Annotated in this window: 25 protein-coding genes; 16 read left to right on the top strand and 9 right to left on the bottom strand. The window is 61.1% G+C overall.

All coding sequences use genetic code 11. The features are described 5' to 3' along the window. Positions 1 to 315 precede the first annotated feature (315 nt). Positions 316 to 912, top strand: a complete 597-nt coding sequence (locus C2L64_RS37270; protein WP_007583121.1) for a nitroreductase family protein — start codon at positions 316 to 318, stop codon at positions 910 to 912. Between the two features lie 38 nt (positions 913 to 950). Here the strand turns inward: C2L64_RS37270 and C2L64_RS37265 are convergent, their stop codons facing one another. Both C2L64_RS37265 and C2L64_RS37260 read right to left on the bottom strand, forming a co-directional pair. Beyond that, positions 951 to 2,051, bottom strand: a complete 1,101-nt coding sequence (locus tag C2L64_RS37265; RefSeq protein WP_007583123.1) for an SDR family oxidoreductase — start codon at positions 2,049 to 2,051, stop codon at positions 951 to 953. Between the two features lie 195 nt (positions 2,052 to 2,246). Next, positions 2,247 to 3,134 carry a LysR family transcriptional regulator gene (locus C2L64_RS37260; RefSeq protein WP_007583125.1) on the bottom strand — a complete coding sequence of 296 codons (888 nt, stop codon included), beginning with the start codon at positions 3,132 to 3,134 and terminating at the stop codon, positions 2,247 to 2,249. A gap of 143 nt (positions 3,135 to 3,277) precedes the next feature. Here C2L64_RS37260 and C2L64_RS37255 point away from each other — a divergent pair, with 143 nt between their 5' ends. The 3 genes from C2L64_RS37255 (at position 3,278) to C2L64_RS37245 (ending at position 6,175) form a co-directional block, all read left to right on the top strand. Beyond that, complete coding sequence (locus C2L64_RS37255; RefSeq protein ID WP_007583127.1) at positions 3,278 to 4,393, top strand: alkene reductase; 1,116 nt, start codon at positions 3,278 to 3,280, stop codon at positions 4,391 to 4,393. 28 nt (positions 4,394 to 4,421) lie between these two features. After that, positions 4,422 to 5,171 (top strand): SDR family NAD(P)-dependent oxidoreductase, encoded by a 750-nt coding sequence (locus tag C2L64_RS37250; protein WP_007583129.1) that lies wholly within the window; start codon positions 4,422 to 4,424, stop codon positions 5,169 to 5,171. 191 nt (positions 5,172 to 5,362) lie between these two features. Further along, positions 5,363 to 6,175: a TlpA disulfide reductase family protein gene (locus tag C2L64_RS37245; RefSeq protein ID WP_007583131.1), complete on the top strand. Its 813-nt coding sequence runs from the start codon at positions 5,363 to 5,365 to the stop codon at positions 6,173 to 6,175. Between the two features lie 96 nt (positions 6,176 to 6,271). Here C2L64_RS37245 and C2L64_RS37240 read toward each other — a convergent pair whose 3' ends face one another. From C2L64_RS37240 to C2L64_RS37230, 3 genes are all read right to left on the bottom strand, one after another. Further along, entirely contained in the window at positions 6,272 to 7,090 is an 819-nt protein-coding gene (locus C2L64_RS37240) for a flagellin domain-containing protein (protein WP_007583132.1), read from the bottom strand. 491 nt (positions 7,091 to 7,581) lie between these two features. Continuing rightward, entirely contained in the window at positions 7,582 to 8,820 is a 1,239-nt protein-coding gene (locus C2L64_RS37235) for an MFS transporter (RefSeq protein WP_051058200.1), read from the bottom strand. A gap of 7 nt (positions 8,821 to 8,827) precedes the next feature. After that, the gene (locus C2L64_RS37230; RefSeq protein ID WP_007583136.1) at positions 8,828 to 10,555 is read right to left on the bottom strand and encodes a serine hydrolase; all 1,728 of its coding nucleotides are present in this window, start codon (positions 10,553 to 10,555) and stop codon (positions 8,828 to 8,830) included. A 289-nt stretch (positions 10,556 to 10,844) separates the two neighbouring features. Between C2L64_RS37230 and C2L64_RS37225 the strand changes: the two genes are divergently transcribed. Continuing rightward, positions 10,845 to 11,003: a DUF3563 family protein gene (locus tag C2L64_RS37225; protein WP_007742991.1), complete on the top strand. Its 159-nt coding sequence runs from the start codon at positions 10,845 to 10,847 to the stop codon at positions 11,001 to 11,003. Positions 11,004 to 11,007: 4 nt separating this feature from the next. Here C2L64_RS37225 and C2L64_RS37220 read toward each other — a convergent pair whose 3' ends face one another. Further along, positions 11,008 to 11,880, bottom strand: coding sequence for a LysR family transcriptional regulator (locus tag C2L64_RS37220; protein ID WP_007583150.1), 873 nt, complete (start codon positions 11,878 to 11,880; stop codon positions 11,008 to 11,010). Positions 11,881 to 11,981: 101 nt separating this feature from the next. On the opposite strand from C2L64_RS37220, the gene C2L64_RS37215 reads away from it, so the two are divergent. The 11 genes from C2L64_RS37215 (at position 11,982) to C2L64_RS37165 (ending at position 22,206) form a co-directional block, all read left to right on the top strand. Next, entirely contained in the window at positions 11,982 to 13,268 is a 1,287-nt protein-coding gene (locus tag C2L64_RS37215; RefSeq protein WP_007583151.1) for an MFS transporter, read from the top strand. Positions 13,269 to 13,288: 20 nt separating this feature from the next. Beyond that, a complete protein-coding gene (locus C2L64_RS37210) occupies positions 13,289 to 13,669 on the top strand; it encodes a VOC family protein (protein ID WP_007583152.1) in 381 nt (126 codons plus the stop codon). 384 nt (positions 13,670 to 14,053) lie between these two features. After that, positions 14,054 to 14,509 (top strand): hypothetical protein, encoded by a 456-nt coding sequence (locus tag C2L64_RS37205; protein ID WP_007583153.1) that lies wholly within the window; start codon positions 14,054 to 14,056, stop codon positions 14,507 to 14,509. Then, complete coding sequence (gene petA, locus C2L64_RS37200) at positions 14,506 to 15,126, top strand: ubiquinol-cytochrome c reductase iron-sulfur subunit (protein ID WP_007583155.1); 621 nt, start codon at positions 14,506 to 14,508, stop codon at positions 15,124 to 15,126. Before C2L64_RS37205 ends, petA begins: the two co-directional genes overlap by 4 nt. A gap of 13 nt (positions 15,127 to 15,139) precedes the next feature. After that, positions 15,140 to 15,334, top strand: a complete 195-nt coding sequence (locus C2L64_RS37195) for a hypothetical protein (protein WP_007583157.1) — start codon at positions 15,140 to 15,142, stop codon at positions 15,332 to 15,334. 97 nt (positions 15,335 to 15,431) lie between these two features. Further along, positions 15,432 to 16,358, top strand: a complete 927-nt coding sequence (locus C2L64_RS37190) for a LysR family transcriptional regulator (RefSeq protein WP_007583163.1) — start codon at positions 15,432 to 15,434, stop codon at positions 16,356 to 16,358. A 117-nt stretch (positions 16,359 to 16,475) separates the two neighbouring features. Beyond that, the gene (locus tag C2L64_RS37185; protein WP_007583165.1) at positions 16,476 to 17,186 is read left to right on the top strand and encodes an SDR family NAD(P)-dependent oxidoreductase; all 711 of its coding nucleotides are present in this window, start codon (positions 16,476 to 16,478) and stop codon (positions 17,184 to 17,186) included. 125 nt (positions 17,187 to 17,311) lie between these two features. Continuing rightward, a complete protein-coding gene (locus C2L64_RS37180; protein ID WP_007583166.1) occupies positions 17,312 to 18,526 on the top strand; it encodes a YbfB/YjiJ family MFS transporter in 1,215 nt (404 codons plus the stop codon). A 36-nt stretch (positions 18,527 to 18,562) separates the two neighbouring features. Then, positions 18,563 to 19,825, top strand: coding sequence for an MFS transporter (locus C2L64_RS37175; RefSeq protein ID WP_007583167.1), 1,263 nt, complete (start codon positions 18,563 to 18,565; stop codon positions 19,823 to 19,825). A gap of 110 nt (positions 19,826 to 19,935) precedes the next feature. Next, the gene (locus C2L64_RS37170) at positions 19,936 to 20,250 is read left to right on the top strand and encodes an antibiotic biosynthesis monooxygenase family protein (RefSeq protein WP_007583168.1); all 315 of its coding nucleotides are present in this window, start codon (positions 19,936 to 19,938) and stop codon (positions 20,248 to 20,250) included. Positions 20,251 to 20,265: 15 nt separating this feature from the next. After that, on the top strand, positions 20,266 to 22,206 hold the full coding sequence (locus tag C2L64_RS37165; RefSeq protein WP_007583169.1) for an alpha-galactosidase: 1,941 nt from the start codon (positions 20,266 to 20,268) through the stop codon (positions 22,204 to 22,206). Here the strand turns inward: C2L64_RS37165 and C2L64_RS37160 are convergent. The 3 genes from C2L64_RS37160 to C2L64_RS37150 all read right to left on the bottom strand — a co-directional run bounded on the left by C2L64_RS37160 (position 22,201) and on the right by C2L64_RS37150 (position 26,083). Continuing rightward, positions 22,201 to 24,093, bottom strand: a complete 1,893-nt coding sequence (locus tag C2L64_RS37160) for a beta-galactosidase (RefSeq protein WP_007583170.1) — start codon at positions 24,091 to 24,093, stop codon at positions 22,201 to 22,203. The two genes, C2L64_RS37165 and C2L64_RS37160, sit on opposite strands and share 6 nt — an antisense overlap. Positions 24,094 to 24,174: 81 nt before the next feature. Continuing rightward, positions 24,175 to 24,681: a heme-degrading domain-containing protein gene (locus C2L64_RS37155; protein WP_007583171.1), complete on the bottom strand. Its 507-nt coding sequence runs from the start codon at positions 24,679 to 24,681 to the stop codon at positions 24,175 to 24,177. Positions 24,682 to 24,835: 154 nt separating this feature from the next. Further along, the gene (locus C2L64_RS37150; RefSeq protein WP_007583172.1) at positions 24,836 to 26,083 is read right to left on the bottom strand and encodes an ABC transporter substrate-binding protein; all 1,248 of its coding nucleotides are present in this window, start codon (positions 26,081 to 26,083) and stop codon (positions 24,836 to 24,838) included. Between the last annotated feature and the right edge of the window lie 69 nt (positions 26,084 to 26,152).

Here is a 26,152-nt window from a genome sequence, read left to right as displayed (position 1 = left end):
CACATAGTCCCCGCCGTCGATATCGTAGCCGGATGGTTCACAGCGGATCGCGAGCAGCGCCAGCAGCGACGTCAGCGGAGCAATCGCGATGACCTTGATGCCGTAGGCGAGCGAGGTCAGATCATGAATATATGCAAATCGACATTACTACGATGCGCGTCGCTTCGCGCTGTGCGCCTCGCATATCGATGATTCGCTGCTTTCGATATGCGCAAACATTGTTTGGATTCGCGCATGTGGCCACTTAACGTCGTGATTCGGAATATCCCGATACAGGCACGAAACTCCGACGATCAAACGCGACACATCACCATCATGACTTCATCGAATTCACGTACAGCCGAGCATCCCATCGACAGACAATTTCTGGAACGCTGGTCGCCACGCGCCTTCGCGCAAGACACGATTCCGGAAGCCTCACTGCTGACTTTCCTCGAAGCGGCACGCTGGGCGCCTTCTTCGTATAACTCGCAGCCGTGGCGCTTTGTCTATGCAAGGCGCGATACGGAGCACTGGACCCGCTTTCTCGGCTTTCTCAATGAGTTCAACCGAGGCTGGGCGCAACATGCGGCCGCCATTCTGATCGTACTGTCGAAGCGGTCGTTCACGCCGCCAGGCGCAACCGACGAGGTCGCGCTGGCGTCGCATTCCTTCGATACGGGTGCTGCCTGGGGTTATTGCGCGCTGCAGGCCAGTTTATCCGGATGGAAGGCTCATGGTCTTGCCGGTATCGAACGCGAGCGCATCCGTGCAGAACTGGCTATTCCCGACGACTATGCCGTCGAAGCGGCGATTGCGATCGGCCGCCCCGGCGACAAGTCCTCGTTGCCTGAAGGACTGCAGAAGCGCGAGACGCCGAGCCTGCGCAATCCGCTCTCCACGTTTGCCGCGGAAGGACAGTTCGCGTTCTGATCGCAAAAGCGCTCACTGCGCAGGCGAATACAAATCCGTCACAGCGCGGGCGGCAACAGCTTGCGGTCGATAAAAGACTGAAGCGCGTCGCAGAACGCATCGCGCGTATCGACCGCCGCATTGAATCCCGCCTTGCGAAGCTTCACCGTGCTGACGAAAGCGACGGGCCCCGCCGGCGCGCCATAGGCAAACGCAAAATCGGCGTGCTGGTCGCCCTGCCCGACGAACGAGCGAAGATCGCCGCTCGCAAGTCCGTACCTGGCGACGATCTTCGCCCACACGTCCGTATTCTCACGAATGTACTGCGCGACGCTCGTTGGCTCGTCGGCTCCGGCATTCACACCGAGCGTCTTCGCCATCGCCGGCCATACGCTGCGCCATTCGAAGACATCACCGTTGGTGACATTGAAGATCTCGTTTGCCGCCTGCGGAGACTGCGCTGCCCAAACCATCACCTCGCCGACGAGATCGGCATCCGCCATTTCCCAGACGAACGACGGGCCGCCCGGAAAGCCGAATGACTCGCCCTTCTCGCGGCGGATAGCCGCGTAGACGCCGATAGCGGGAAGCACATTGAGCGCGCCGGGGGTCTTCCCCGTCACGAGTTGCGGACGTAGCACGGTATAGGTGAACCCGTGCTTTTCACCCGCCTCGCGCACGTAGTCCTGTTGATCGAAGAAAAAGTTTGCGTGATCGTCGCGCGGGTCGCTTTCGCGTGCCGGAATGGCGATAGGATGCAGGTGCACGCCATACGCCTTCGTGCCCTGCAGGATCGACACGTGCCTGAACGTCGCTTTCGATTTTCCTGAAACGAGCGGCTCGATCACATTGCGCAGCATCGCGTTGTTGGTCTCGATCTGATCGGCGTTCGACCAGCCGCTCACCAGATCATCCGCATTCTCGTAGATTGCCGCATACGCGACATGCGTAATGCCGCCGAGCGCAGATAGCGCTTCACGCGCAGCGTTCTCGTCACGCAAGTCCACGGGGATGAATTCAAATTCGCGGCCGCTCGGCAGGTCCGGCTTGCGCCGGGAAATGCCGACCACATCCCAACCCGCAGAGAGAAAGCTTTCGATAGCGGCAACACCAATCAGTCCGCTCGCGCCCGCTACCAGTACCTTGCTGCTCGTGCCCATTCCTGCTCTCCAGTTCTATCAATTCCGTTTCAGCTCAAACCTTTCGCGTTGCATATCGCGCGGCATGTTTGAGCGTTCTTTCCGACATCCGGTCGGTTGAACGAAATGTAGTTTTGAACGGGAGTCTTCAGTAGTAGCCGGCGCGGAATTCCAGTTATTCCATTGAGTGATGGGTTTGGCGGATGCGACTCGCCATTACGCCCGAGCGAGCGCCTCCTCGACGAATTCAACGAATGCCCGCGCTTTCGCCGTCACCAGCCGCCCCGATGGAAAGACGGCCCAAAGATCGACCGCGGGCAAGGTCCAGTCGGTCAATACGGCCTCGACCTCGCCCGACGCCAACTCGGGAGAAAACATCCAGCGCGACGCGATCGCGAGCCCCATTCCATTGAGGACGGCCGTGCGCATGCCTTCCGCCGCGCTCACGCGGACACGCCCTGATACCGTCACATCCACGTCGCTGTCGTTCTGGCGGAACGTCCATGTCTCGCCGCCGCCGCCCTGCGAGTAGACGATTGCCTGATGTCGATCCAACTCGGCGGGCGTCGTGGGCACACCAGCGCGCGAAAAATAGTCCGGCGTGCCGACGACGAGCCGCGGACTTCGCCCGATACGCCGCGCCGTCATCGACGAATCAGTCAGCGCCCCCATCCGCAACGCCACGTCCATGCCCTCTTCGAGCAGATCGATGATGCGATCGTCGAGCTTGAGGTCGATTTCCAGCTTGGGATGCCGGCTCAAGAAGGCGTCCAGCGACGGCAGCACATGCAGGCAAGCGAACGTCACCGCCGCGCTAACGCGCAGATTGCCGGACAGGCTATCGGAGGCGTGGCGCACGACCTGCTCCGCGTCGTCGGCCTCCTGGATCACGCGCTTCGCATGCTCGTAGAAACGCTGGCCAGCGTCCGTCATTGTCAAACCTCGCGTCGAACGCAGGATGAGCCGCACACCCAGGCGTTCTTCCAGCTGTGCAACGGATTTGGAAATGGCGGGCTGCCCCACGTTCATCCGCTTCGCGGCAGCCGAAAACGAGCCCGCCTCGGCAACGCTGACAAAAATTTCCATTGCGGCCAGTCGATCCATGCTGCGCCTCTCCCAGGTTTCGTCGAAGTCGTCAGGCCCTATTCTCTCAAGGAATGGCAGTTATCCCCGCCAGGCCTCTTCTGCGCGGCTTAACGGGCGCTCATGATCCCGTCATCTTCAACACTCATCCAGAGGATGCACGCATGAACACGCTCTTCAGCCGTACCCATGTCGGCCCTTTCGAACTCAGTCACCGCATCGTGCTCGCACCGCTCACGCGGATGCGCACCGGGCAAGGCAACGTGCCCGGCGACCTGATGGTCGAGTACTACACGCAGCGCGCCTCGGAAGGCGGCCTGCTGATTAGCGATGCGACGGCCGTCTCGCCGCTTGGCATTGCCTACGTCGACGCGCCGGGCATTTACACGGATGCGCAGGTAAAGGGCTGGAGGCGCGTGACGGATGCCGTGCACGCGAAGGGCGCGCGCATCTTCCTGCAAATGTGGCACGCGGGACGCCAGGCGCATCCCGCCAACACGGGCGGCGTCACGCCTGTTGCCCCGTCCGCGTTGCGCTCGCTCGAACATGCGGCGATTCGCGACGCAAACGGCAACGTCGCGGAAGCCGAACTGATCGTGCCGCGCGAACTGGAGATCGACGAAATTGCGGGCATTGTCGAGCAGTTCCGTCGCAGCGCCGTGCTGGCGAAGGAGGCGGGCTTCGACGGTGTCGAGCTTCACGGCGCCAATGGATATCTGTTCGAGCAGTTCCTGCTGGATGGCACGAACCATCGCACCGACGCCTATGGCGGCCCGACCGACAATCGCGCGCGATTCCTGTTCGAAACGCTCGATGCTGTCGTCGCCGTGTGGGGGCCTGGCCGCGTCGCACTGCGGCTGTCGCCGAGCGGCACGTACGGCACGATGTCGGACAGTGATCCGCATGCCACCTTCGGTTATGTCGCAGAGCGTCTGAACAGTTATGACCTCGCGTATCTGCATATCATCGAGCCGCGTATTCGCGGCATCGTCGAGCAGGAGACGAGCGAGTCGGACGTCACGTCGAAAGACATGCGCCGCTTCTACAACGGCACGATCATCGCCGCAGGCGGCTTTACGGGCGAAAGCGCCGGGCAGATCGTCGCCGACGGCCACGCAGACCTCGTCGCATTCGGGCGCATGTTTATTTCGAATCCCGATCTGCCCGAACGTCTGCGCACTGGCAAGCCGCTCACCCGCTACGACCGTTCGACCTTCTACGGCGGCGATGCGCGTGGCTATACCGACTATGCGTTTCATGCAGAAACCGAAGCCGCTTGAATCCGCTTGAATCAGGAACGACAACATCATGAATCGACTTGCAAGCAGAACAGCCGTCATCACAGGCGGCAGCAGCGGCATTGGACTTGCCACCGCGCAACGCTTCGTCGACGAGGGCGCGTATGTGTTCATCGTCGGCAGGCGGCAATTGGAACTCGACAAAGCCGTGCAGCAGATTGGCCGCAACGTGACGGCCGTGCAGGCCGACGTGACGAAGCTCGATGAACTGGATCGCCTGTTTTCCATTGTCGGAGAGCAACGCGGCAAGATCGACGTTCTGTTCGCCAATTCAGGGGCGGTCGAACATCGCACGCTCGAAGCGATTACGCCACAGCACTACGATGCAACGTTCGACGTCAACGTGCGCGGACTCATTTTCACTGTGCAGAAAGCGCTGCCGTTGATGGGCAATGGAAGCAGCATCATCCTGACCAGTTCGGTTGCAGGCGTCAAAGGCTTGCCGGCTCACGACACGTACAGCGCGGCGAAGGCAGCCGTCCGCTCGCTGGCGCGGACATGGACCGTCGAACTGAAGGGCCGCGGCATTCGGGTCAATGCCATCAGCCCAGGCGCGATCGACACGCCGATCATCGACAGCCAGGTTGCGACGGCCGCCGAAGCAGACGAACTGCGCGCCAGGTTCGCTGCCGCGACGCCATTGGGCCGCATCGGTCGGCCTGAGGAAATCGCGTCCGCGGCGCTGTTCCTTGCATCTGACGAGAGCAGCTTCGTTGCGGGTATCGACCTGTTCGTCGACGGTGGCCTCGCGCAGGTGTGAACGTGTCGCGATGTCGGGGCGAGCGATCACGCTCGCCTCCATTTGCTGATTTCTTCAAAGGGCGGAAATCAATCGCAGCCAGGAACGAGACGAACGAGCATATTCTTGATCCTCCAGGGTGTTCATGCGCTTGTGACCTTAGCGGTATATTCCAAGTCACTGGAACTCGGCTACGCACCTGGAACAAACGAATGAATATCGGCCCCTTGGCGCTTCCTGCTGGACCGCTTGCACTGTTCATCGGCGTTGCCGTAGCGCTACTCGCCAGTAGATTCTCTGGCGAGAAGCAATCCGACGTCGAGCGCGCCCTGTTTACGGCGTTACTCATTGGCCTGTTCGTCGCGCGTGCGGTGTTCGTCCTTCAATACCTGCCGAGCTATCGCGGCGACTTCCTGCAAATGCTCGATATCAGAGACGCGGGATTCGCGGCGATACCCGGCATTGCGGCGGGAATCGTCGTCGCGGTGGTTACCGCAATACGGCGATCGGCAATACGGCGCCCGTTAGCCATCGCGACAATATCGGGCTTCGTCGCGTGGGGCATCGCTGGTGCAGTGATGGAACGATCCGATCAGCCCTCGCACGTGCCGTCCATATCGTTACTCGACGAGGCCGGCATGCCGCAACCCCTTGCACGCAATAACGGCAAGCCGCTTGTCGTCAATTTGTGGGCGACATGGTGCGGACCCTGTCGAGGGGAAATGCCCGTGCTTGCCAGCGCGCAGACGAGCCATCCCGAACTCGATCTGGTTTTCGTGAATCAGGGAGAAGACCGCCACACGGTCGAGGCGTTTCTGGCAGACCTCAACTTGCACATCGATAACTCCCGCTTTGATCCGCAACTGACGCTCGCAAAAAGTGTGAATGTCACTGCTTATCCGACCACGCTCTTTTACGATGCCAATGGGCGATTGCTGGAAAAGCACTTGGGGCGCGTATCGGAGGCGACTTTCGAGGCAATGCTGGCGCGGCTTTATCCGTCGCTCGAATCCTCGCGACCTTGAGCAGATAGGGCGTGCCTTAGCGAACTGGAAGATGATCCGTTAAGGAAACACCGTGCATCCCGCTCGCCCAACACAGGATGCACAATGCCGTTCCCGTTACTGCAGAAGCTTCAGCACCTGCTGCGGCATCGAGTTCGCTTGCGCGAGCACCGAGATGCCCGCTTGCTGCAACACCTGGGCCTTCGACAGGTTGGCCGTTTCCGTCGCAAAGTCCGCGTCGGTGATCTGCGATTCGGCGGCGCTCATATTGGTCGCTTCCGTTTGCGTCGTCGAAATGGCGGCCTGGAACGTGTTCTGCGTTGCACCGAGCGTTGCCTGGAAGGTGTTCACGCTCGTCAGCACGCTATCGATCGAACTCATGGCGGCCTGCGCACCCGAAGCGGTCGCCACGCTCAAACCGCTGATGCCCAGCGAGTTCGCGTCCCAGCTCTGCGTCCCGAAGTTCGCGGTGATCTGCTGGCCGTTGAACGCGCCGATCTGGAAGTTGACCGAGCCGACACCGTTCAGCACCGCCTGACCGTTGAACGTAGTCTGTTGTGCAACGCGTGTGATTTCCGTCAGACGCGTCGACACTTCCGCCTGCAGGTTGGCGAGCGCGTTCGAGTCGAGCGAGCCGTCGCCTGCTTCCACTGCCAGCTGACGGATGCGCTGCAGGTTGTCGACGATCGATTGCAGCGCGCCGTTCGTGGTCTGCACCATCGAAATGCCGTTGTTCGCATTGGCGGCGCCCTGCGTCAACGCATTGATCGATGCCGTCTGCGACGTCGCGATTGCGAGACCCGCCGCGTCGTCAGCGGCCGTATTGATGCGCTTGCCGGACGATAGACGGTTGATCGCCTGCGAGAGCGCGTTTTGCGAACCCGACAGATTGTTCTGCGCCGTCAGCGACATGATGTTTGTATTGATGTTCAGCATTTCAACCCCTTTCGGTTCTGGAAAAATCGACATGAGCGGCGACGCAATTTATTCACTATTTCGCGCCGCCACTCGACGGGGTTTACGACGTCTCTAAATATTGCTTTAGGTTTCGCGTGGTAATTTCCGTTCTACATCCATGCGGGATTACAACGTTGCCGCAGCACGTTCGCACCAGAAGATAGCACTCCAACATACTGATAAATATGCATTTTTTCTTATAAATCCGCACTTCTTCCATTTTCATTCACAGGCATTACAAAGATAATGTCCCTGCTTTTATTGTTACGAATAATTATGCAAGCTTTATAGCTTCGTGAAAGGAATAATCGATAAAACCTCGTTTATCGCTGACGTGGTAATAACTTTTACTGGCAGTCCGGTTGCCATTACATCTGCGAATCTTTCAGGCAGAAAACCTGTCGCTTGCCGCGCGGGGTTAGCAAACTTATTTCGCAGTGAGGCAACGTAAGCTCGTTCGCACGCGCCGTTTAGCTGCGCAGATCGATGCGTCGCGCGGGACGTGCCAGCAGCAGCACGATCGTGACCACGCAAAATACGGCGCCCGCATGGAACGTCGCAGCCGCGCCTATCGTGTCCCACAACGCGCCCGCGATCACGCTGGAAACCAGCGTCACAAGTCCGCTCGCGAGATTGAACAAGCCGAACGCAGTGCCCCGCAAATGCGCAGGCGCGCTGTGCGACACCATCGTCGCGAGCAGCCCTTGCGTCATGCCCATATGCAGGCCCCACAGGGCGACGCCCACGAGCAGGATGCTCCAGTGAACCGCGTGGGCAAGCACGAGATCGGACACGCCAAGTATCACGAGCCCAGCGACCAGCAGCCTGACATGACTCGTCGAATCGGCAAGCTTGCCGAGCGGATAGGCCGATAGCGAATACACGACGTTCATCGCGACCATCACGAGCGGCACCAGCGCGACGGGCACGCCGCTGTCCAGCGCGCGCAGCACGAGGAACGCCTCGCTGAAGCGCGCGAGTGCGAACGCGGCGCCGACTGCGACGATCCACCAGTACGCGCCATCGAGTTGACGAATGCTGTCGCGCCGGATCGGATTGACGCGCTTCGCGCCCGGTTGGCGCGCGGGTTCGTCGATACCGACCGTCAGCAACGCGACAGCCAGCACTGCCGGAATGACGGCGAGCCAGAACGCAAGCCGGAAGTTATTCGCCCAGATCAGCATGATCGCGGCCGCGAGCAACGGCCCGAGAAAAGCGCCCACCGTATCGAGCGACTGCCGCAATCCGAACGCAGCCCCACGCAGCGGCGGCGGCGTGACATCGGCGACGAGTGCATCGCGCGGCGCGCCGCGAATGCCTTTGCCGATCCGGTCGATTACGCGCGCCGTCACGACGAGGCCGAGGGTCGGCGCAATCGCGAACAACGGCTTGCTCAGCGCGCCGAGTCCATAGCCCGCGACGGCGAGCCATTTGCGATTGCCGAGGTAATCGCTGAGCGCACCGGAAAACACCTTTACGATGGGCGCCGTTGCCTCGGCGATGCCCTCGATCAATCCGATCGTCGTCGCGCTCGCGCCGAGGCTCGCCAACATGAACATCGGCAGCAAGCTGTGAATGATCTCCGAAGAGATGTCCATCAACAGGCTCACGCAGCCCAACACCCAGACGCTGCCGGGTATCTGCCGAAGAGTGCTGACGCGGGACCGGCTGGACGTCGGTTTTTCCGGGGACGCAGGATGCTCGTCCATATAGCCGTCACACCTTGCGAAGAATGAAACGCCCCGCCCCTGTCATCTGATCGAGCGAGACGATCTGTCCGTCACGCTCGATGAACTCGAAGGTCGAGCCCGGCGCGGACGCTATGCGAAACACGCGATCCCGCGCAGCAATGAAGCGCTCGTCGCGCTGCCCCGGCACGCGCAGCCACAACGTGCCGTCGTCGCGCACGAACACGTCGACGCGCACACCGACGGCCGTTTCGTAGACGCCCGCAAAGCGCTGCAACACGGCGGGCGCATGAGCAAACTCCTTGCGCACGAATACGACTTCGTTCTCGACGATCTTCGTGACGAAGCGGTCGATATCGCCTTCGTGTGTCGTTTGAAAGTTGATGCGCCAGCGTGCGTCGTCTTCGGGATCCTCTACTTCAGCGTCGAAGCGGTCGTAGTGATAGTGCTGCAACTGCAAATCCTGATCGCGAAACTTCAGCCGCAGATGGTCATCCTCGAGCGCAATCGCGATCGTGCCATAGGCTTCATGCGCGAAGTCGCCCGCATAGTCTTCCAGTGGATGCGATGACTTCGTGTTGTCGATCCGGTCTTCGTAGCGGCTGCTACGCGCCTGCGACATCGCTTGCCGCGCGGGTTCGATCAGCCCGAGCAGACGCTCGTTCCAAGGCGTCAGTTCGAGGCCCAGCAAACGCTCATAGAGCTGATAGTGGACGACGTCGCGCAATGCAGCGCAATGGTCGCCGATTACGAACACGCTCACGCCGATCCGCTCTTTCGGCATGACCGAGACCTTCGAATGAAACCCGCGAATATCGCCGCCATGAGAAGCCAACAGATGCCCGCGATAGACTTCCGTTTGCCTTCCCAACCCATATGCGCCGTTCAGCGATTCCCACCAACCATATAGTTCCGGCGCCGAGTTCGGCAGCGATATCGCGGGCGCCATCGTCTCGCGCAGCAAGGTCTTCGCTATCACTTGCCGGTCTTCGGCCTTGCCGTCGTTGACGAGCAACGACAGCCAACGCGACATGTCGCCGAGCGTCGATACCATGCTGCCCGACGGCCACGGCAAATCGCTTTTCCGCTTCGTATCGAGCTTGCGCAGTTCGCGGCGGTCGCGGTACTCGGTGTAGCCGATGGCGAGATTCGGCTCGTTCAGCAACTCCGAATAGAGAAACGACGTATCGCGCATGCCCGCCGGTTCGAGAATGCGCTTGCGAACCAGCTCCGTCCATGACATGCCGCCCAGCCGCTCGATCGCATGCGCCACCGCGTAGTACATCACGTTGTTGTAGATGAACGTCTCGCGCAAGCCAGCGGTCGGCTTCATCAGATGCAGGCGGTCGAATACTTCCTTCGGCGTCGCTGCTGCGCCGTAGGTCATCATGTCGTGACGCGTGATGCCCGTGCGGTGCGCGAGAAGATCGCGCAGCGTGACGGAGCGCGTCAGTATGTCGTTACGAAACCGCAGTTCCGGTAAATGCTGGCAAAGCGGTTTGTCGAACGTGAGCTTGCCTTCGTCGACGAGCATGCCGGCAGCCAGCGCGACGAACAGCTTCGTGTTCGACGCGATGGGAAAGAGCGTCGACGCATCGAACGGCAGGCGCTTGTCATAGTCGCGAAAGCCGTATCCGCGCGTCAGCACAGGCACGTCATCGACGACGACAGCGACCCCGACGGCGGGTGCATTCCATTGCTGCAATAGAGAAGCGACGTTGTCGTCGAAGCCTTCGAGTCTCTCCAGCGGTGTCAATCGGATTCTCCTTGCGTCGAATGTTCATGAACCGGCCTTCTGCACGCATGAAGTCGCGCTCCCGCGTCAAATGCATACCGTCGAAATGCGGCCGCATCTGTGAAGCGGTTATCCGCATGGAAGCATGGCGAAAGCAAACTGTTGCCGGGCGAAAGTTGGGTCTATCCGAACACATTCGCATCCGCCGACGGTCGTTGGATAACCCGCAAGCCCGCCAGACAAGGACTTCTCCGAAATGGCACGCTCGATGCAAATGGTTGCGCCTGAACCAACGCAACAGGAGCACGCCATGTTCGCATACTTCCTCCGGATCATCTTCGAACTCTTGGACCGCGCAGAGGAACTGCTGGACCGCGCCGAGCACAGCCGCCGTGACACGTACCTCTCGTCGGCCGTCGATCTCTTCGAACTCGAACGCCGCATGCGGCTGATCGAGGCGAGAGATTAAGCCGTCACAGCAATCCGACCAGATTGCCGAGCGTCGCGGACGCGTCCCCTTCACGCCATCCCAACGCTAGACGCGCCCGCATTTTCGCGCCCTGCACATCGACGTAACGCACGCCCTTCACCTGCACCTGCGCAATCGCGGCGGGCACGATGGACACGCCGAGGCCCGCCGCCACCAGATTGATCACCGACGACACCTGCGGCGCAGGCTGCGCGAGGTGCGGACTGAAGCCCGCCTCGCCGCACGCGCGGACGATTTCATCGTGAAGCGTGACGCCCGCCGGTCCTGGCACAAGCACGAATGGTTCGTCGGCCAGCGCCGTCAACGGCAAGCGCTTCTTGGCTGCGAGCGGATGCGTTGACGGCAGCACGATTTTCATCGGCTCATCCGCAAAGCGATGCGTCTGCACGTGCTCCGGCAAAGTGGTTCCGGGCCTGAAAAACACGGCATCGATCTCGTCATCGAGCAGGCGTTGCAGCAGCGCTGGCGTATTCGCTTCTTCGAGCGTCAGATCGACGGTCGGATAGCGGCTCTTGAAACGCTGAATCAGCGCGGGCACAACGGGATTGAACGCCGCCGACCCCGTGAAGCCGATACGCAGCCGTCCCGTCTCGCCACGCGCGGCCCGCTGCGCCGCTTGCGCCGCGCGTTGCGCGCCGCCCAGCACGCGCTGCGCTTCGATCAGAAACGCTTCGCCCGCGCCCGTCAGCTCGGCGCCATGCGCGGTTCGACGGAACAGCTCGACGCCCAACTCGCGCTCAAGGCTCTTGATCTGCTGACTGAGCGGCGGCTGTCCAATGCCGAGCTTTTCAGCCGCGCGCGTGAAGTTGCGCTCACTTGCAACCTCGACGAAATATCGTAAATGACGCAGTTCCATGCTAGTGCTAAAACGTATCGGGTTAGCCAGTTTCATATATTGGACAGTATAGCTCTGGCGCAGGACAATTCCTGCGTCACAGTCGACCGCCGATCTTGTCCATGAACTCCGATCCATCCGTTGCCACGCCCGATCGCATCGAAACATCCAGCACACGTTCCAACACCACCGGCGCATCCGGCGTGCGGCCCGGCTCGGCGGACTTTCGCCGCATCAGCATCGCGCTCTTTCTTGCGGGCTTCTCCACGTTCTCGCTGCTGTATTGCGTGCAGCCGTTGCTGCCTGTTTTCGCCAGCGAATTTCATATCGGCGCGGCGCAAAGCTCGCTCGCGCTATCGCTCTCGACAGGTTTCCTCGCGTTCTCGATTCTCTGCGCAGGCGTGCTATCGGAGCGGTTCGGCAGACGCGGCCTGATCTTCGCATCGATGACGCTCGCCGCGCTCTTCAACGTCTGCGCCGCGCTCGAAGCGGACTGGCACAGCATTCTCGTGGCCCGCGCGCTGGAAGGGCTGGCGCTCGGCGGCGTGCCCGCCGTCGCGATGGCGTATCTCGCGGAGGAGATCGATCCGCGCGGGCTGGGGCTTTCGATGGGGCTCTATGTCGGCGGGACGGCGTTCGGCGGAATGATCGGGCGCGTGGGCATGAGTTACATGAGCGATCATCTGTCGTGGCGCACGGCGATGCTGACCATTGGTATTGTCGACGTGCTGGCCGCTATCGCGTTCGTGTTGCTGTTGCCAGGCTCACGCAATTTCGTGAAACGCGCGGACCTCACTGCTGTTCATCACATCGCGCTGTGGCGCAAACATCTGACGGCCGCGACATTGCCCGCCGTGTTCGCAACAGGCTGCCTCGTCATGGGCGTGTTCGTCACCGTCTACAACTACGCGGGCTTTCGGTTGATGGCGCCGCCGTTCGATCTCAGCGCGACGCAAACCGGCCTGATCTTCTGTTCGTATCTGTTCGGTATCGTCGCCGCATCCGGCGCGGGCGCGCTGGCCGATCGCTGCGGGCGCGGGCCGGTCCTGACTGCGGGCGTCATGGTGGCCGCGTTGGGACTTGCGTTGACGCTGATGCATGCGCTCGTACCTGTCGTGCTCGGCATCATCGTGCTGACTATCGGCTTCTTCATCACGCACTCGGTGGCGAGCGGCTGGGTCGGACAACTCGCCGATGGCGCAAAGGGTCACGCGACCTCGCTGTATCTGCTTGCGTACTATCTCGGTTCAAGCGTGCTCGGCTCGTGGGGCGGCTGGTTCTGGCAAAACGGCGCATGGCCGTCCGTCGCCGGATTTGGCTTTGCAATGCTCGCCGTCTGCGGCACGCTTACGTTGTACGTCGCACGCGCGAATGCGCGCAGAATTCGCGTGAACGCGCGCGCTCGCTGACTCACAGAAGGAGTCTCTTCATGATCGACCATCTCGACCATCTGGTGCTGACCTGCACCAATGCAGAAGCCACGACGAAGTTCTACACGCAGGTCATGCAGATGCAACTGGAGACATTCGGCGCCGGGCGTATCGCCTTTCGCTTCGGCAACCAGAAGATCAATCTGCATGTGCGCGGCAGCGAATTCGAGCCGAAGGCGCATTTGCCCGTGCCGGGCGCGCTGGACCTGTGCTTTATCGCATCGGTGCCGCTCGATCAGGTCGTCGCGCATCTCGCGGCATGCAACTGGCCGATTATCGAAGGGCCCGTCGAACGAACGGGCGCGACGCAGAAGATACGCTCCGTGTATGTGCGGGACCCCGATCTGAACCTGATCGAGATTTCCGAACTGATGGGCTAGCGGCCTCGAACGTCAGAAGCCGGTCGTCACCGACATCAGCAATCCGCGCGGCGCCCGCTGCGTCATATATCCGCCCCGCGACGAGTATTCCCCGTACTCGTCCGTATCACGCGCTTTAATTCTCATTTAATTCGCGTTGCCTACATTGCAGACACGAAGACTTTGAGGTCGCATCGTGAATGCCTTGAATCTCAAATCCTTGCGATGTCGCGTCGTGCACACGCGTTCGCGTTCGTCGTCTGTATCGCGCACGCGACCGCCTTATCGACGTGCAAGGTTGCGCTTGCGATGCATCCGGTCCGATGAATTTCAACGAAGGCGCAGCGCTCGTTGATCGAAAACATCTGCAATAAACAGCTTTAATCTTCACGATGGAGGATCATCATGAACACATTCACCAAAGCAGGTCTCGTTGTCATTGCGCTCGTGTTCGCGCAATCCGCAACCAGTGTCGCTTTCGCAGCGACGACGAATCTGCCGCCGCTTCAACAGCAAGGCGCGGTCACGTATCTTTCCGGTGGCGTCGGCAGCGATCAATCGGCCGCACTGAAGGATGTCATGCACAAATACCCGCTCGTACTCGAATTTGCGGGGGCGACGCATCACGGGAATGAGTACCTCGCCGACGTTCCCGTTCACATCGCCGACATGAACGGCAAGACGCTTTTGAATGCGACCTCGCACGGACCGTTCATGCTCGCATCGCTTCCGAACGGGCGCTACAAGATCACCGCGAGCCATGACGGCAAGACCCAGCAGCGTCTAGTCGACATCAAATCGTCGGGCCATGTTCGCGCGATGTTCGTATGGCCGACGCACCCGGAAGGGAGCACATCATGAGCGCGGACGCGGACATGCCCATCGACGAAGCACGCCGTCGGTGGATGATTGTGACATCGGTGGCGGGCGGCATTGCGGGCGTGGCCGTCGTCACGCCGTTCGTCGAATCGTTCAGGCCATCGGCGTCCGCGCTGGCGGCGGGCGCGCCCGTGACAGTCGATATCAGCCGGCTGCAGCCCGGCGACATGTTGACGGCGGCATGGCGCGGCAAGCCCGTCTTCATCGTCAATCGCACTGACACGATGCTCGCCGATGTGCGCGCCGCCGATCCGCTCGTCGCCGACCCGCAAACGACGCGGCCCTTCTCGATGCCGCTGCCGCCGTACTGCAACAACGAGTTTCGCTCGCGCCCGGAGCATAGCAATCTGCTCGTGGTGGTCGGCGTGTGCACGCATCTCGGCTGCACACCGAGTCCGCGTTTCCAGCCTGGCCCGCAAACGAGTCTTCCCGATGACTGGCCAGGCGGATTTCTTTGCCCATGTCACGGCTCGACGTATGACCTGGCAGGCCGCGTGTTCAAGGACAAACCCGCGCCGCAAAATCTCGACGTGCCGCGTTATCGATTCGAATCCGCTAGTCATGTCATGATCGGCGCAGACGAACAGGGCGAAGCCTGATCGCGCAGTTTTGATGTTCGTCAACGGCCCCTTTAGGATCGGCCTGCAGAAAACCGGCTTCACCAACGAAGCCGGCCACTGCCTGATCATCGTCACGATGGTGCGCGGTCATCCCCTGCTGATCATCCTGCTCGGCGATCCCAACGCGCAGGCGCACTTCCAGGACGCCGTCGATCTGCGCCGCTGGCTCGTGACGGCGCAGCGCTAGCGGACGCGTCGTGCGGCCTTTGAAGGGCCTGAACACGCACGCCGCTGTACACTTCCGGGCAACGTCGCCCCGCCGACGACTTCCCGAGCACTGCACCATGGACCGCATCGACGCAATGAAAGTGTTCGTCGCGACGCTGGACGAAGGCAGCCTGGCGGGCGCGAGCCGCCGGCTCGGCCGTTCGCCCGCCGCGGTGAGCCGCGCCATTGCCTTCCTCGAAGCGCACGTCGGCTCGCCGCTTCTGCACCGCACCACGCGCACGATCAAGCTCAGCGAGGCGGGCGAACGCTACGCGGCAGCGTGCCGGCGCATCCTGACCGATCTGGAGGAAGCCGACCTGCTGGTAGCGGGCGAGCGTTCCGCGCCGCGCGGCCTGCTGAACATCACGGCGCCCGTCGCCGCAGGCCAGGACATGCTGCGCTCGATCCTCGACGACTTCATCGACGAGTACCCGGCCGTGTCGGTGCGCCTGCATATGCTCGACCGCCCCGTCAGTCTCGTCGACGAGGGCATCGACGTCGCGCTACGCATCGCGCATCTGCCCGATTCAACCCTGATCGCGATTCCCGTCGGCGAAGTGCGGCGCGTCGTGACGGCGTCGCCGCGCTATCTGGCGAAGCATCCGCAGATCCGCGAGCCCGCGGACCTGGAACAACATCAGATCATTTCGATGACGCACTTCGGCGTCGATTCGTGGCGCTTTCCGCCCGCCGAAGGCTCGACCGTCGCGCAGGTCGTCCATTTTTCGCCGCGCCTGATCGTCAACAGTATCGACGCCGCCGTGGCATCCGCTGTCGAAGGACGAGGCGTCACGCGCATGTTCTCCTATCACATCGCGCAGCAGGTAAAGGACGGGCAGCTGCGCATCGTGCTGCGCGACAGCGAGCATGCGCCCTTGCCCGTGCATCTTCTGACGCCCCACGGCCGCCTCTCGGTGCCGAAAGTGCGTGCCTTCGTCGATTTCGCCACGCCGCGTTTGCGCCGGCATTTCAAGCAGTTACAGCGCATCACCGACGCCCATTGAACCGACCGGCGGAAGAATGTCTGCCGCATTGCGTGGATTCTCTCTGCGATCGACTCAATCTAGACTTGCTCCATCGACATCGGGCCACACGGCCCAACTGGTTAAAGGAGCGGGTGAATGGGTGCCGAACAGAAAGTGGTGATCGTTACGGGCGCGTCGCAGGGCATTGGCGCGGGGGTGGTCAAAGCGTATCGCGACCGCAATTTCCGCGTAGTCGCAACGTCGCGCTCGATCCAGCCAAGCGACGATCCTGACATTGCCACTGTGCAAGGCAACATCGCCGATGCGAAGACCGCGCAACAGGTCGTCGCCATCGCGCTGGAGCGCTTTGGCCGGATCGACACGCTGGTCAACAACGCGGGCATTTTCATCGCAAAGCCCTTCGACGCCTACACGCCCGAAGACTACGACGCCGTCATGGCGACCAACGTCAACGGCTTCTTCCATATCACGCAGCGCGTGCTGACGGAGATGAAGAAGAAACGCAGCGGCCATGTGGTGAACATCACGGCGAGCCTCGTGGATCGGCCACGCGCCGGACTGCCCGCAGCGATGGCTGCGTTGACCAAAGGCGGGCTGAATGCCGTGACGCGATCGCTGGCAATCGAATATGCGCCGCTAGGCATTCGCGTGAATGCGGTCGCGCCGGGCGTCATCAAAACACCGATGCATCCGCGCGAGCGACACGAAGCACTCGCACGTTTTCATCCGATCGGGCACCTCGGCGAAGTGACGGACATTGCGGAAGCCGTGCTTTATCTGGAATCGGCGGGCTTCGTGACAGGCGAGATTTTGCACGTCGACGGCGGCAGCAACGTCGGTTCTTGAGAGAGCGGGTATTACCGGCATGGCATCCTCGATATCTATTATTTCGGATGCCATAGTATTTTTCACATCAATGTTTTATTCGAGGAGTCGCAGCAAGCAGTAGCGACAGCAGCACGGAGATAACAATGCAGGACGCAGCTATCAGGATCACGAAGCCACCCGCCTTCAACATCACGCGCGGCACGGTGGCAGGCGCGAGCGCAAGCCTCGTCGGGATTGGCCTTGCGCGCTTCGCGTATACACCGCTTCTTCCCGCCATCATCGACGCGCACTGGTTTGCGGCATCGACGGCCGCGTATCTCGGCGCAGCGAATCTGGGCGGCTATCTGGCGGGCGCGCTGCTCGGCGGCTATCTCGCCAGGCGCGCGAATGCAACGCACGTATTGCGCGCGATGATGCTGCTGGCAACGATTGCGTTCGTCGCTTGCGCGTTTCCGTTGTCGTTTTCGTGGTTCTTCGTATGGCGCTTCGCGTCGGGCCTTTCGGGCGGCGCACTGATGGTGCTGGCCGCGCCGACTGTGCTCGCGCATGTGCCGCCGTCGCGCCGTGGCCTCGTGAGCGGCGCGATTTTCGCAGGCATCGGCCTCGGCATCGCGGCGTCCGGCACGATCGTGCCACTGTTGCTGCTTCAAGGGGTCAAGCAAACCTGGCTCGGTCTCGCCGCCATCGCCCTGCTGCTGACCCTCGCCGCATGGAACGGCTGGCCCAAGCATGACGCCCATGCGCATACGGCGCCCGCGCATCACGCGAAGCACAGGAAGCACAGCGGCTTCACGTTGCGCGCGCTGTATGCGGAGTACGCGCTCAACGCGATCGGCCTCGTTCCGCACATGCTGTTTCTCGTCGATTTCGTATCGCGCGGTCTCGGCAAGGGGCTCGATACGGGCGCGCAATACTGGGTGCTGTTCGGCCTCGGCGCGATCGCCGGTCCGTTATTGAGCGGACACCTCGCCGACCGCGCGGGCTTCGGCCCTGCGTTGCGCGTCGCGTTCGTGATCCAGATCGTCGCCGTCGTATTGCCGCTGATCGGCACGAGTCCCGCGCTGCTGATCGTGTCCAGCGTGCTGATGGGCGCGGCCGTGCCGGGTATCGTGCCGCTCGCGCTCGGCCGTGTGAACGAACTGCTCGCACATCACCCCGCTGCGCAAAAAGGCGCATGGAGCACGGCCACCACCGGCTTCGCGGTGTTGCAGGCGGGCGCTGCATACGGCATGTCGTTCCTCTTCACACAGAACGGCGGCAACTACCAGATGTTGTTCGCGATCGGCGCAGCGGCGCTCGCGCTTGCGCTGTCCGTCGACCTGTTCGCCGCGCTTCGCGGCAACCCGGAGAACAGTTAAGGCTTTCCTGCAACACTTGATCGAAGGAATCACAGCATGAACCAGCCCATGACCACCGTTGCGATGCGCACCGCGCCGGACGTCGCCTCACTTGGCTACACGGAGCGCAATCAGCAGCACTGGATGCGCAATCTGTTGGTCTGCGTATTCGGCTCTTTCACGACGCTCGTCAGCCTCAGCATGCTGCTGCCGTTTCTGCCGCTCTACGTGAAGCAACTCGGCGTCGAATCGCAGGCAGACGTGATCCAGTGGTCGGGCGTCGCGTTCGGCGCGACCTTCCTCGGCACCGCCGTCACCGCGCCGCTGTGGGGGCGTCTGGCCGACCGCTATGGCCGCAAGCCGATGCTGATTCGCGCCGCCGTCGGCATGGCCGTGGTGATGTCGCTGATCGGCATTGCGCACAACGTGTACGAGCTGGTCGGCTTGCGTCTGATCGCGGGTCTGGTGGGCGGGTACGCGTCGGCCTCGACGGTCATGGTCGGCACGCAGGCGCCGCGCGAGCGCGCTGGCTGGGCGCTCGGCCTGCTGTCGACGGGTGCGCTGGCGGGCGCGCTGGTCGGCCCGCTGATCGGCGGCTTTCTGCCGGGCTGGCTCGGCATCCGCGGCACGTTCTTCGCGGGCGGTGCGGTGATCGCCGTGGCGGCGCTGCTGACGATCTTCGTCGTCAAGGAAGACTTCCACCCCGCCACCGATTCGAAGCGCAAAGCCGCCAGCGGCGCGACAGCCACGCACTCGACTCGCACTCACTATGCGGTGATCGGCGCATTGCTCGCCACAGCGATGATGGTGCTGCTCGCCAACATGTCGATCGAGCCGGTGATTACCGTGTATGTCGGCGGCCTCGGCGTCGGGCCGGATCAACTGGCGCGCATTGCGGGTGTCGTGATGGCCTGCTCCGCGTTCGGCAGCATGCTGACGGCAGCGCGGCTCGGCGCGCTCGCGGACCGGATCGGCGGGTGGAATGTGATTATTGGTTGCCTGATCGTCACGGGCCTGCTGATGCTTCCACAAGCGTTCGTTCATCAATGGTGGCAACTCGCTGCGCTGCGCGCGCTGATGGGCATGTCGCTCGCGGGGCTGTTGCCCGCCATTGCGAAGCTCGCGCGCCATGCCGTCGATGAGAGCAAGACGGGTCAGATGCTCGGCTATCTGCAGTCCGCGCAGTTCAGCGGACAGGTGATCGGCCCGGTGATCGGCGGACAGATTGCCGTCCATTTCGGCATGCACTCCGTGTTCTTCGTCACCGGCTCGCTGCTGGTCGTGTGCGCGGGGTTCGCGCAATGGGCGCGCGGGCGGTAGTCCGGTTCGCTCTTGATGCACGCGTTTGCGATCTTGTGCGTATACTTCGTCGGTAGACTTTCGAAGCATCAGCAACTTCGCGACATCGCAGTCATACGGGAGCGACAGTCATGTTCATTGCAATGAACCGGTTCAAAGTGGCGTTGGGTTCGGAAAGCGCCTTCGAGGAAGTATGGACGACGCGGGACACGCATCTGAAGGACGTGCCCGGGTTTGTCGAGTTTCATCTGCTGAAGGGACCGCAACGCGACGACCACGTGCTGTATTCGAGTCACACTGTGTGGGCGAATCGCCCGGCGTTCGAGGCGTGGACACAGTCGGAAGCGTTTCGCGCCGCGCACCGGAATGCAGGAAGCGAGTCGCGCGCGCTCTATCTCGGGCATCCGGAGTTCGAGGGATTCGAGGTGCTCCAGACCGTGAAGTAGCGGACGGGGCGCGTCATGCACGCGGGTCCGCCCGTTTTTCAGGCGCAAAACGACAGCTACGCATTTGGCAATGGCGCGATTGCGCTGCATTGGACGATATCCGACCGTTCTCTGTGCGGTGTTTCCGTGGCGGATCGCGCGCATGGCCGCACTTTGGCTATTAGCGCGCCGTTCGTTCTCACTTTCGCCGATGCACGCACGCTCGACGCAGCCAGTTTGCGTCTCGTCGCGCCGTTGCGCGAAGAAGCACTGCCTGCCAATCCGGATGCGCTGCGCAAAGCCGAACGTGTTGCTGGCAAACGCGTGATCGCCACGCTCGGCGATAGCGAGCAACGTTTGCGTGTCGAATGGAGCGTGGAGCAGCGCGAGGGCTCGCTCTATCTTCGTCAGCATCTGTCGGTTACGGCGCTCTTGCAGGACGAACCCATCGCGTCCGTTTCGCTGTTGCATGCGCAGTCACGTCATGCAAAAAAAGCCGGCGACCTCGCAGCAGTGCCGATTGTCGACGGCAATCTCTATCTGGGCTTCGAGCTTCCCATGTCGGAAAGCGAAGTGCGCGACGGTGTCGCCTGCTTTAGCGTAAGCTGCGCACTGCCGCTCGAAAAAGGAAAAACACTCGCTTATTCGGCTGTTGCCGGGGTGTTTCGCGAAGGCCAGTTGCGTCGCGACTTCGCAGCCTATATCGAGCGCGAACGGGCGCGCCCCTACCGTCCCTTTCTGCACTACAACTCGTGGTACGACATCGGCTTTCTGACGACGTACACGCAGGATCAGGCCATCCAGCGCATTCACGCGGTCGGCCATGAACTGCACGAAAAGCGCGGCGTGCAACTCGACTCCTTCCTGTTCGACGATGGCTGGGACGACTATAGCGGCAGCTGGTCATTCAGCCCTGCGTTTCCCGATGGCTTCCTGCCTTTGAAAGACGCCGCCGCGCGATATGGCGCCGAGCCGGGCGTCTGGTTGTCGCCGTGGGGCGGCTACGGCCCGCCGCGAACGGAACGCGTGACGCGCGGCCGCGCCGCCGGATACGAGACCATCGGCGACGGATTCGCGCTCTCGGGCCCGACGTACTATCGCCGCTTCCATGAAGTCGCGATGGACCTGCTCACGCGACACGGCGTCAATCACTTCAAGCTCGATGGCACCGGAAACGCGAACAGGGTCGTGCCCGGCAGCCGCTTCAACAGCGACTGGGACGCGGCTGTCGAACTCATCGAAGCGATGCGCCGCGTCAAGCACGATGTGTTCGTCAATCTGTCGACAGGCACGCAAGCGTCGCCGTTCTGGCTGCGCTTTGTCGATTCGATCTGGCGCGACGGCGCGGATTATGGTTTTGCGGGCACAGGCAGCGATCGCGAGTGCTGGATTACGTATCGCGATGCGCAAACGTATCGCAATGTCGTGTGCCGAAGTCCGCTGTTCCCACTCAATTCACTGATGCTTCACGGCATCATTTACGCGCAGGAAAATGCTCGTCTCAATACCGATCCCGGTCATGCGTTTTCCCATGAAGTTCAATCGTACTTCGGCAGCGGCACGCAATTGCAGGAACTGTATGTCACGCCGTCGTTACTCGATGAGCGCGACTGGGACGTGCTCGCGAAGGCTGCCCGCTGGGCGCGCGCTAATGCCGACGTGCTGAGCGATTGCCACTGGATCGGCGGCGCGCCGGATCAGCTTGAAATCTACGGATGGGCCGCGTGGACGCCATCGAAGGCGATTGTCACGCTGCGCAATCCGGATGATCGCGCAAACGATTTCGTGCTCGATCTGAGAATGCATCTCGAACTGCCGGGTGGCATTGCAGGCCAGTTCTGCGCGCGCTTTCCGTTTGTCGACCGCGATGCGAACGTACCGACGCTATGGGACGCAGACGGCCCGCAAACGATTCGCCTCGATCCATTTCAGGTTCTGACGATTGAATTGTCGCCAGTAGTATCTGGCGGCCTATGAGAGGGTCGATGCCAAACTGACCGGCTTGGCGTCTAACTGATGCAGATCGAAGATCAACACCGTGTTGTCGCCAGGCTTGAGCCACGGAGCCGGGCAATAGAGCCGCATCTGCGGGCCGATATTCCAATAGCGGCCGAGATTGTGCCCGTTGATCCACACGATGCCTTTGGTCCATTCACTCATGTCGAAATAGACGTCACCGATAGCATCGATTGAAAGTGTCGCCATGAAGAAGAGTCCCGCTCTATCCGGCTTCGAACAAAGCGGACGCAAGTTCTCGACAAACGACTCATCCATTGGCAGGAGCACGACTTCCCAGCCTGTCAGAACCTCGCGCGCACCCGACGCATGATGCAGCACGACGGGATCGATAATGCCCTTTCGATCGATCATCGAATGCCCGTAATTCACGCGCCCCATGCCTTCGACAAGAATCTCCAGCACTCGGGCATCATCCGGCACTGACGAGGCACCAGGCAGCGCAACCGGCTCGCGATGCACTACTTTCAGCGGCAACGCGCGTTCTTCCGGCATACGCGTGCGCGACACACCGCCCACGTATTGATCGCCGATGAAAACGGTCGCGTAGTCGTGAACATTGGCTATATCCAGCGAACCGCTTTCATAGCGCGCAAGTCTCTTCCGATACAGCACAAAACCGAACGCCTGACCGTACATTTCGAATGGCCGCGGATGCGTTGTTTGCGCGGAAGGAAGTGCAGCAGGAAGATTGTCCCAGATGGACGCATAGCGTTGCGGCATCAACCGGCGAGTCCCGGTCGCGTCCGTCACCGGAATCGTTTCGATTGGCAAAGGCACTGGCGGCAAAGGCGTCGACAGGTATCCGGCAATGATGCTGCGGTACTGCATATAGCGTTCTGTGGCCACGCCTTGCTCGCTGACAGGCGCGGCATAGTCGTAGCTGGTGATGTCGGGCTGATACTCGCCCGAGTCCGCATCCACGTTCGCGCCCGCATAGAAGCCAAAGCTCGTCCCGCCATGAATCACATAGAGATTGAACGACAGGTTCTTGCGCATCAATTCATCGAGCGTGGCGGAAAGATCGACTGAGGTACCTTGAAATGCACGCTCGCCCCAGTGCGTGAGCCAACCTGGATACACCTCTCCTGCCATCGCCGGCACGGACGGAAACGCCTTGCGCACGGCTTCGATCTGCGCCGCGTTGCCGTTGCTCAAAGCGATTGCGCCACCGGCGACGTTTGAGTGGTTCTGCTGCAATTGAACGAGACCGTCTTCCGTATAGAACGGTCCATGTATTCCGCCACGAATCCAGAGTTGCCTTATCTCCTCCAGATACGCGGAATTGCTATCGAATGATCCAAACTCGTTCTCGATCTGAATCATCAGAATCGGACCGCCACTTTCCGTCATCCATGGTTTGACGCGCGGCAAGAGTTCATTGATGTAACGCTCGACAGCGCGCATGTAGCGCGGATCGGTGGCGCGATCCGTGCGCAGCCGGATATCCGTATGCTTCAACAGCCAGGATGGAATACCGCCGAGATCCCATTCCGCGCACACATAAGGACCAGGTCTGAATAACACCCACATGTTCTCCGCCTGGCAAAGACGGATGAATGCCCCGATGTCGCGATTGTCCGTGTAAAAGTCGAACGTACCCTCGGTTAGCTCGTGATAATTCCACATCACATACAACGCAATGGTGTTCATTCCCATTGCCTTCGCCATCTGGATGCGATGCCGCCAGTATTCAACGGGTATGCGCGCGGGGTGCAATTCACCACTTCGGATCTGGAATGGTTTGCCGTCCAGCAGAAAGCCATCGCCATTCGCAGCAAAACTGAAGACGTGCGGTCCGTCCGGCCCGGCCGTGTTTGCTTCTTGCGTGGACGCTCGCTTTTTCATGTTCGCTCTGCTCCGCAGACGGAAGACATGGCATCCCTATTTCAAAGTCGGGCATTTCGACAGGCGGTTTGACGATGTTCCCTACTCGTATTCTGCACGCGGCAGCGCAACTTCCGTGTGGTCATGACCAAGCAGCGCACACAACGCTTCGACGATCAATCCGTGATCTTCGCGGTCCGGCAAACCGGACACTGTGATCGAGCCAATTACACCCGCCCCGTGCACGGTCAGCGGAAAACCGCCGCCGTGTGTTGCGTATTCAGCATTCGACAGACCGAATGTGTCGGCGAGCGTCGAGCCCGATTCTGCCAGACGTAAACCGACCGCGTATGAACTGCACCGGAACTGCGCGACTGTGTTGCTTTTTCGGCGCACCCAGTCCGCATTGTCAGGCGTCGCGCCAGTGAGAGCGCTGTAAAAAATCACATGCCCGAAAGTACGCACGTCGATCGCAATGGGTAGCGCCCGAGCCTTTGCGAGTTCGTGCAGATGCGTTCCAATCTGCCATCCAAAATCGGCGTCGAAGCGCGGAACGATTAGCCACTTCTCCTGCAGTGCGATTTGCTGAAGATCTCTGCCTATGTTCATATCGAAGAAATCGGAGCGGGTCCGCCCCTCCAGTAGAAGTTAATGAAAGAGCCGGCTCCTCCGCCCCGGTGAACTGTCACAGTACTGCCCATTGGTTTTTCGCGAATCAGGCAGTTCGAAACTGTAGGGTGTCTTGTGATCTTTAAACGCACCTTCACTTGACCTTTGCAGCAGCAGCAAGCTTGCGCACGCCCTCTTTTGCATCCTCGTTCGAGCTCATGAAATTCGTCACGACGTCGGTGATTGCACCCGCAGTAACCGGCGACTGAAGTTCACCGAAAGCCAACGAAGGCAAGAACCCGCCGGATTGAATCGTCGCCTGCTCGTCCGCGCGTGATTTCTTGGCGCAACTATCGAACTTGTCCATGGGTACATCCAGCCTGACAGGAATGGAACCCTTGTACAGACTAAACTGCTGCTGAAAATCAACGGACATGATCGTTTTGGCAAGCGCAATCTGTCCCGGTGTCGCGTCCTTCTTGCCGTTCTGCTGATAGAACACGAACGTATCCGCCGTGTATGTGTAGGCATTCGCGGTGCCGGGCGCCGCCGCGCAGATATAGTCGACATCCGCCTTCTTGTTCGCGTTGGTGAACTCGCCCTTTGCCCAGTCGCCCATGAACTGCATGCCGCCCGAGCCGGAAATCACCATCGCCGTAGCGAGATTCCAGTCGCGGCCGTGATAGCCCTTATCGAAGTAAGTCCGGATCTTCTGGACCGTCTCGAACACCTGCACCATCTGCGGCGAAGTCAGCGTTTTCTGATCGAGATCGATGAGCGCTTTGCGATAGAAGTCCGCGCCCTGTGACAGCACGACTGCCTCCCAGATGGTCATATCCTGCCAGGGTTGACCGCCATGCGCGACAGGCGTGATGCCCGCAGCGCGAAACTTGTCGGCGAGCGCGAAGAACTCCGGCCATGTCGTGGGCGGCGTACCTCCGACTTTGTCCAGGTCCGCTTTGTTGATCCACAGCCAGTTGATGCGATGTACGGAAAAAGGTGCGGCCACATAGTGCCCGCCCGCCTTCACGTCACTGTCTATTCGCGCGGGCATGTGCGCTTTCCAATCAGTCGCGGCCTGATCGATCGTGACCAGCGACCCCTGCTCCGCCCAGTCCTGAATCAGCGGCCCCTTGATCTGCGCGGCCGACGGTGCGTTACCCGAGATAACCTGCGTCTTCAGCGCGGTCATGGCCGCCGCACCCGCGCCTCCCGCGATAGCGAAGTCTTTCCACTCGTAGCCCTGTTTGCTCATGTCGTCCTTGAGCACCCGGATTGCTTTCGATTCGCCGCCAGAGGTCCACCAGTGCAATACCGAAAGCTGTTCGGCGGCAAGTGCAGCATGTGTACCGGCGATAAGCAGCGCGGCAGCCGTCGCCACCGATGTCAGTGATCGTTTCATTGCAGTCTCCGAATTTTTCTTTATGGTTGGAGCAACGCATGCGCAATCAGAGCGACCGCGCATGCGTGC

Origin of the sequence: Paraburkholderia hospita (genome assembly GCF_002902965.1) — a bacterium.
Lineage (GTDB): Bacteria > Pseudomonadota > Gammaproteobacteria > Burkholderiales > Burkholderiaceae > Paraburkholderia > Paraburkholderia hospita.
This window is presented reverse-complemented; position numbering and strand designations above follow the sequence as displayed.

What these genes read in the sequence shown, in the direction of transcription:
- C2L64_RS37215 (WP_007583151.1), top strand. Translation starts at nt 11,982, where the DNA reads ATGAACTCCGATCCATCCGTTGCCACGCCCGATCGCATCGAAACATCC.
- C2L64_RS37250 (WP_007583129.1), top strand. Translation starts at nt 4,422, where the DNA reads ATGAATCGACTTGCAAGCAGAACAGCCGTCATCACAGGCGGCAGCAGC.
- C2L64_RS37175 (WP_007583167.1), top strand. Translation starts at nt 18,563, where the DNA reads ATGAACCAGCCCATGACCACCGTTGCGATGCGCACCGCGCCGGACGTC.
- C2L64_RS37160 (WP_007583170.1), bottom strand. Translation starts at nt 24,093, where the DNA reads ATGAAAAAGCGAGCGTCCACGCAAGAAGCAAACACGGCCGGGCCGGAC.
- C2L64_RS37190 (WP_007583163.1), top strand. Translation starts at nt 15,432, where the DNA reads ATGGACCGCATCGACGCAATGAAAGTGTTCGTCGCGACGCTGGACGAA.
- C2L64_RS37225 (WP_007742991.1), top strand. Translation starts at nt 10,845, where the DNA reads ATGTTCGCATACTTCCTCCGGATCATCTTCGAACTCTTGGACCGCGCA.
- C2L64_RS37195 (WP_007583157.1), top strand. Translation starts at nt 15,140, where the DNA reads ATGTTCGTCAACGGCCCCTTTAGGATCGGCCTGCAGAAAACCGGCTTC.
- C2L64_RS37235 (WP_051058200.1), bottom strand. Translation starts at nt 8,820, where the DNA reads ATGGACGAGCATCCTGCGTCCCCGGAAAAACCGACGTCCAGCCGGTCC.
- C2L64_RS37270 (WP_007583121.1), top strand. Translation starts at nt 316, where the DNA reads ATGACTTCATCGAATTCACGTACAGCCGAGCATCCCATCGACAGACAA.
- C2L64_RS37260 (WP_007583125.1), bottom strand. Translation starts at nt 3,134, where the DNA reads ATGGATCGACTGGCCGCAATGGAAATTTTTGTCAGCGTTGCCGAGGCG.
- C2L64_RS37165 (WP_007583169.1), top strand. Translation starts at nt 20,266, where the DNA reads ATGCACGCGGGTCCGCCCGTTTTTCAGGCGCAAAACGACAGCTACGCA.
- C2L64_RS37180 (WP_007583166.1), top strand. Translation starts at nt 17,312, where the DNA reads ATGCAGGACGCAGCTATCAGGATCACGAAGCCACCCGCCTTCAACATC.
- C2L64_RS37240 (WP_007583132.1), bottom strand. Translation starts at nt 7,090, where the DNA reads ATGCTGAACATCAATACAAACATCATGTCGCTGACGGCGCAGAACAAT.
- C2L64_RS37150 (WP_007583172.1), bottom strand. Translation starts at nt 26,083, where the DNA reads ATGAAACGATCACTGACATCGGTGGCGACGGCTGCCGCGCTGCTTATC.
- C2L64_RS37205 (WP_007583153.1), top strand. Translation starts at nt 14,054, where the DNA reads ATGAACACATTCACCAAAGCAGGTCTCGTTGTCATTGCGCTCGTGTTC.
- petA (WP_007583155.1), top strand. Translation starts at nt 14,506, where the DNA reads ATGAGCGCGGACGCGGACATGCCCATCGACGAAGCACGCCGTCGGTGG.
- C2L64_RS37155 (WP_007583171.1), bottom strand. Translation starts at nt 24,681, where the DNA reads ATGAACATAGGCAGAGATCTTCAGCAAATCGCACTGCAGGAGAAGTGG.
- C2L64_RS37245 (WP_007583131.1), top strand. Translation starts at nt 5,363, where the DNA reads ATGAATATCGGCCCCTTGGCGCTTCCTGCTGGACCGCTTGCACTGTTC.
- C2L64_RS37170 (WP_007583168.1), top strand. Translation starts at nt 19,936, where the DNA reads ATGTTCATTGCAATGAACCGGTTCAAAGTGGCGTTGGGTTCGGAAAGC.
- C2L64_RS37255 (WP_007583127.1), top strand. Translation starts at nt 3,278, where the DNA reads ATGAACACGCTCTTCAGCCGTACCCATGTCGGCCCTTTCGAACTCAGT.
- C2L64_RS37220 (WP_007583150.1), bottom strand. Translation starts at nt 11,880, where the DNA reads ATGGAACTGCGTCATTTACGATATTTCGTCGAGGTTGCAAGTGAGCGC.
- C2L64_RS37185 (WP_007583165.1), top strand. Translation starts at nt 16,476, where the DNA reads ATGGGTGCCGAACAGAAAGTGGTGATCGTTACGGGCGCGTCGCAGGGC.
- C2L64_RS37265 (WP_007583123.1), bottom strand. Translation starts at nt 2,051, where the DNA reads ATGGGCACGAGCAGCAAGGTACTGGTAGCGGGCGCGAGCGGACTGATT.
- C2L64_RS37210 (WP_007583152.1), top strand. Translation starts at nt 13,289, where the DNA reads ATGATCGACCATCTCGACCATCTGGTGCTGACCTGCACCAATGCAGAA.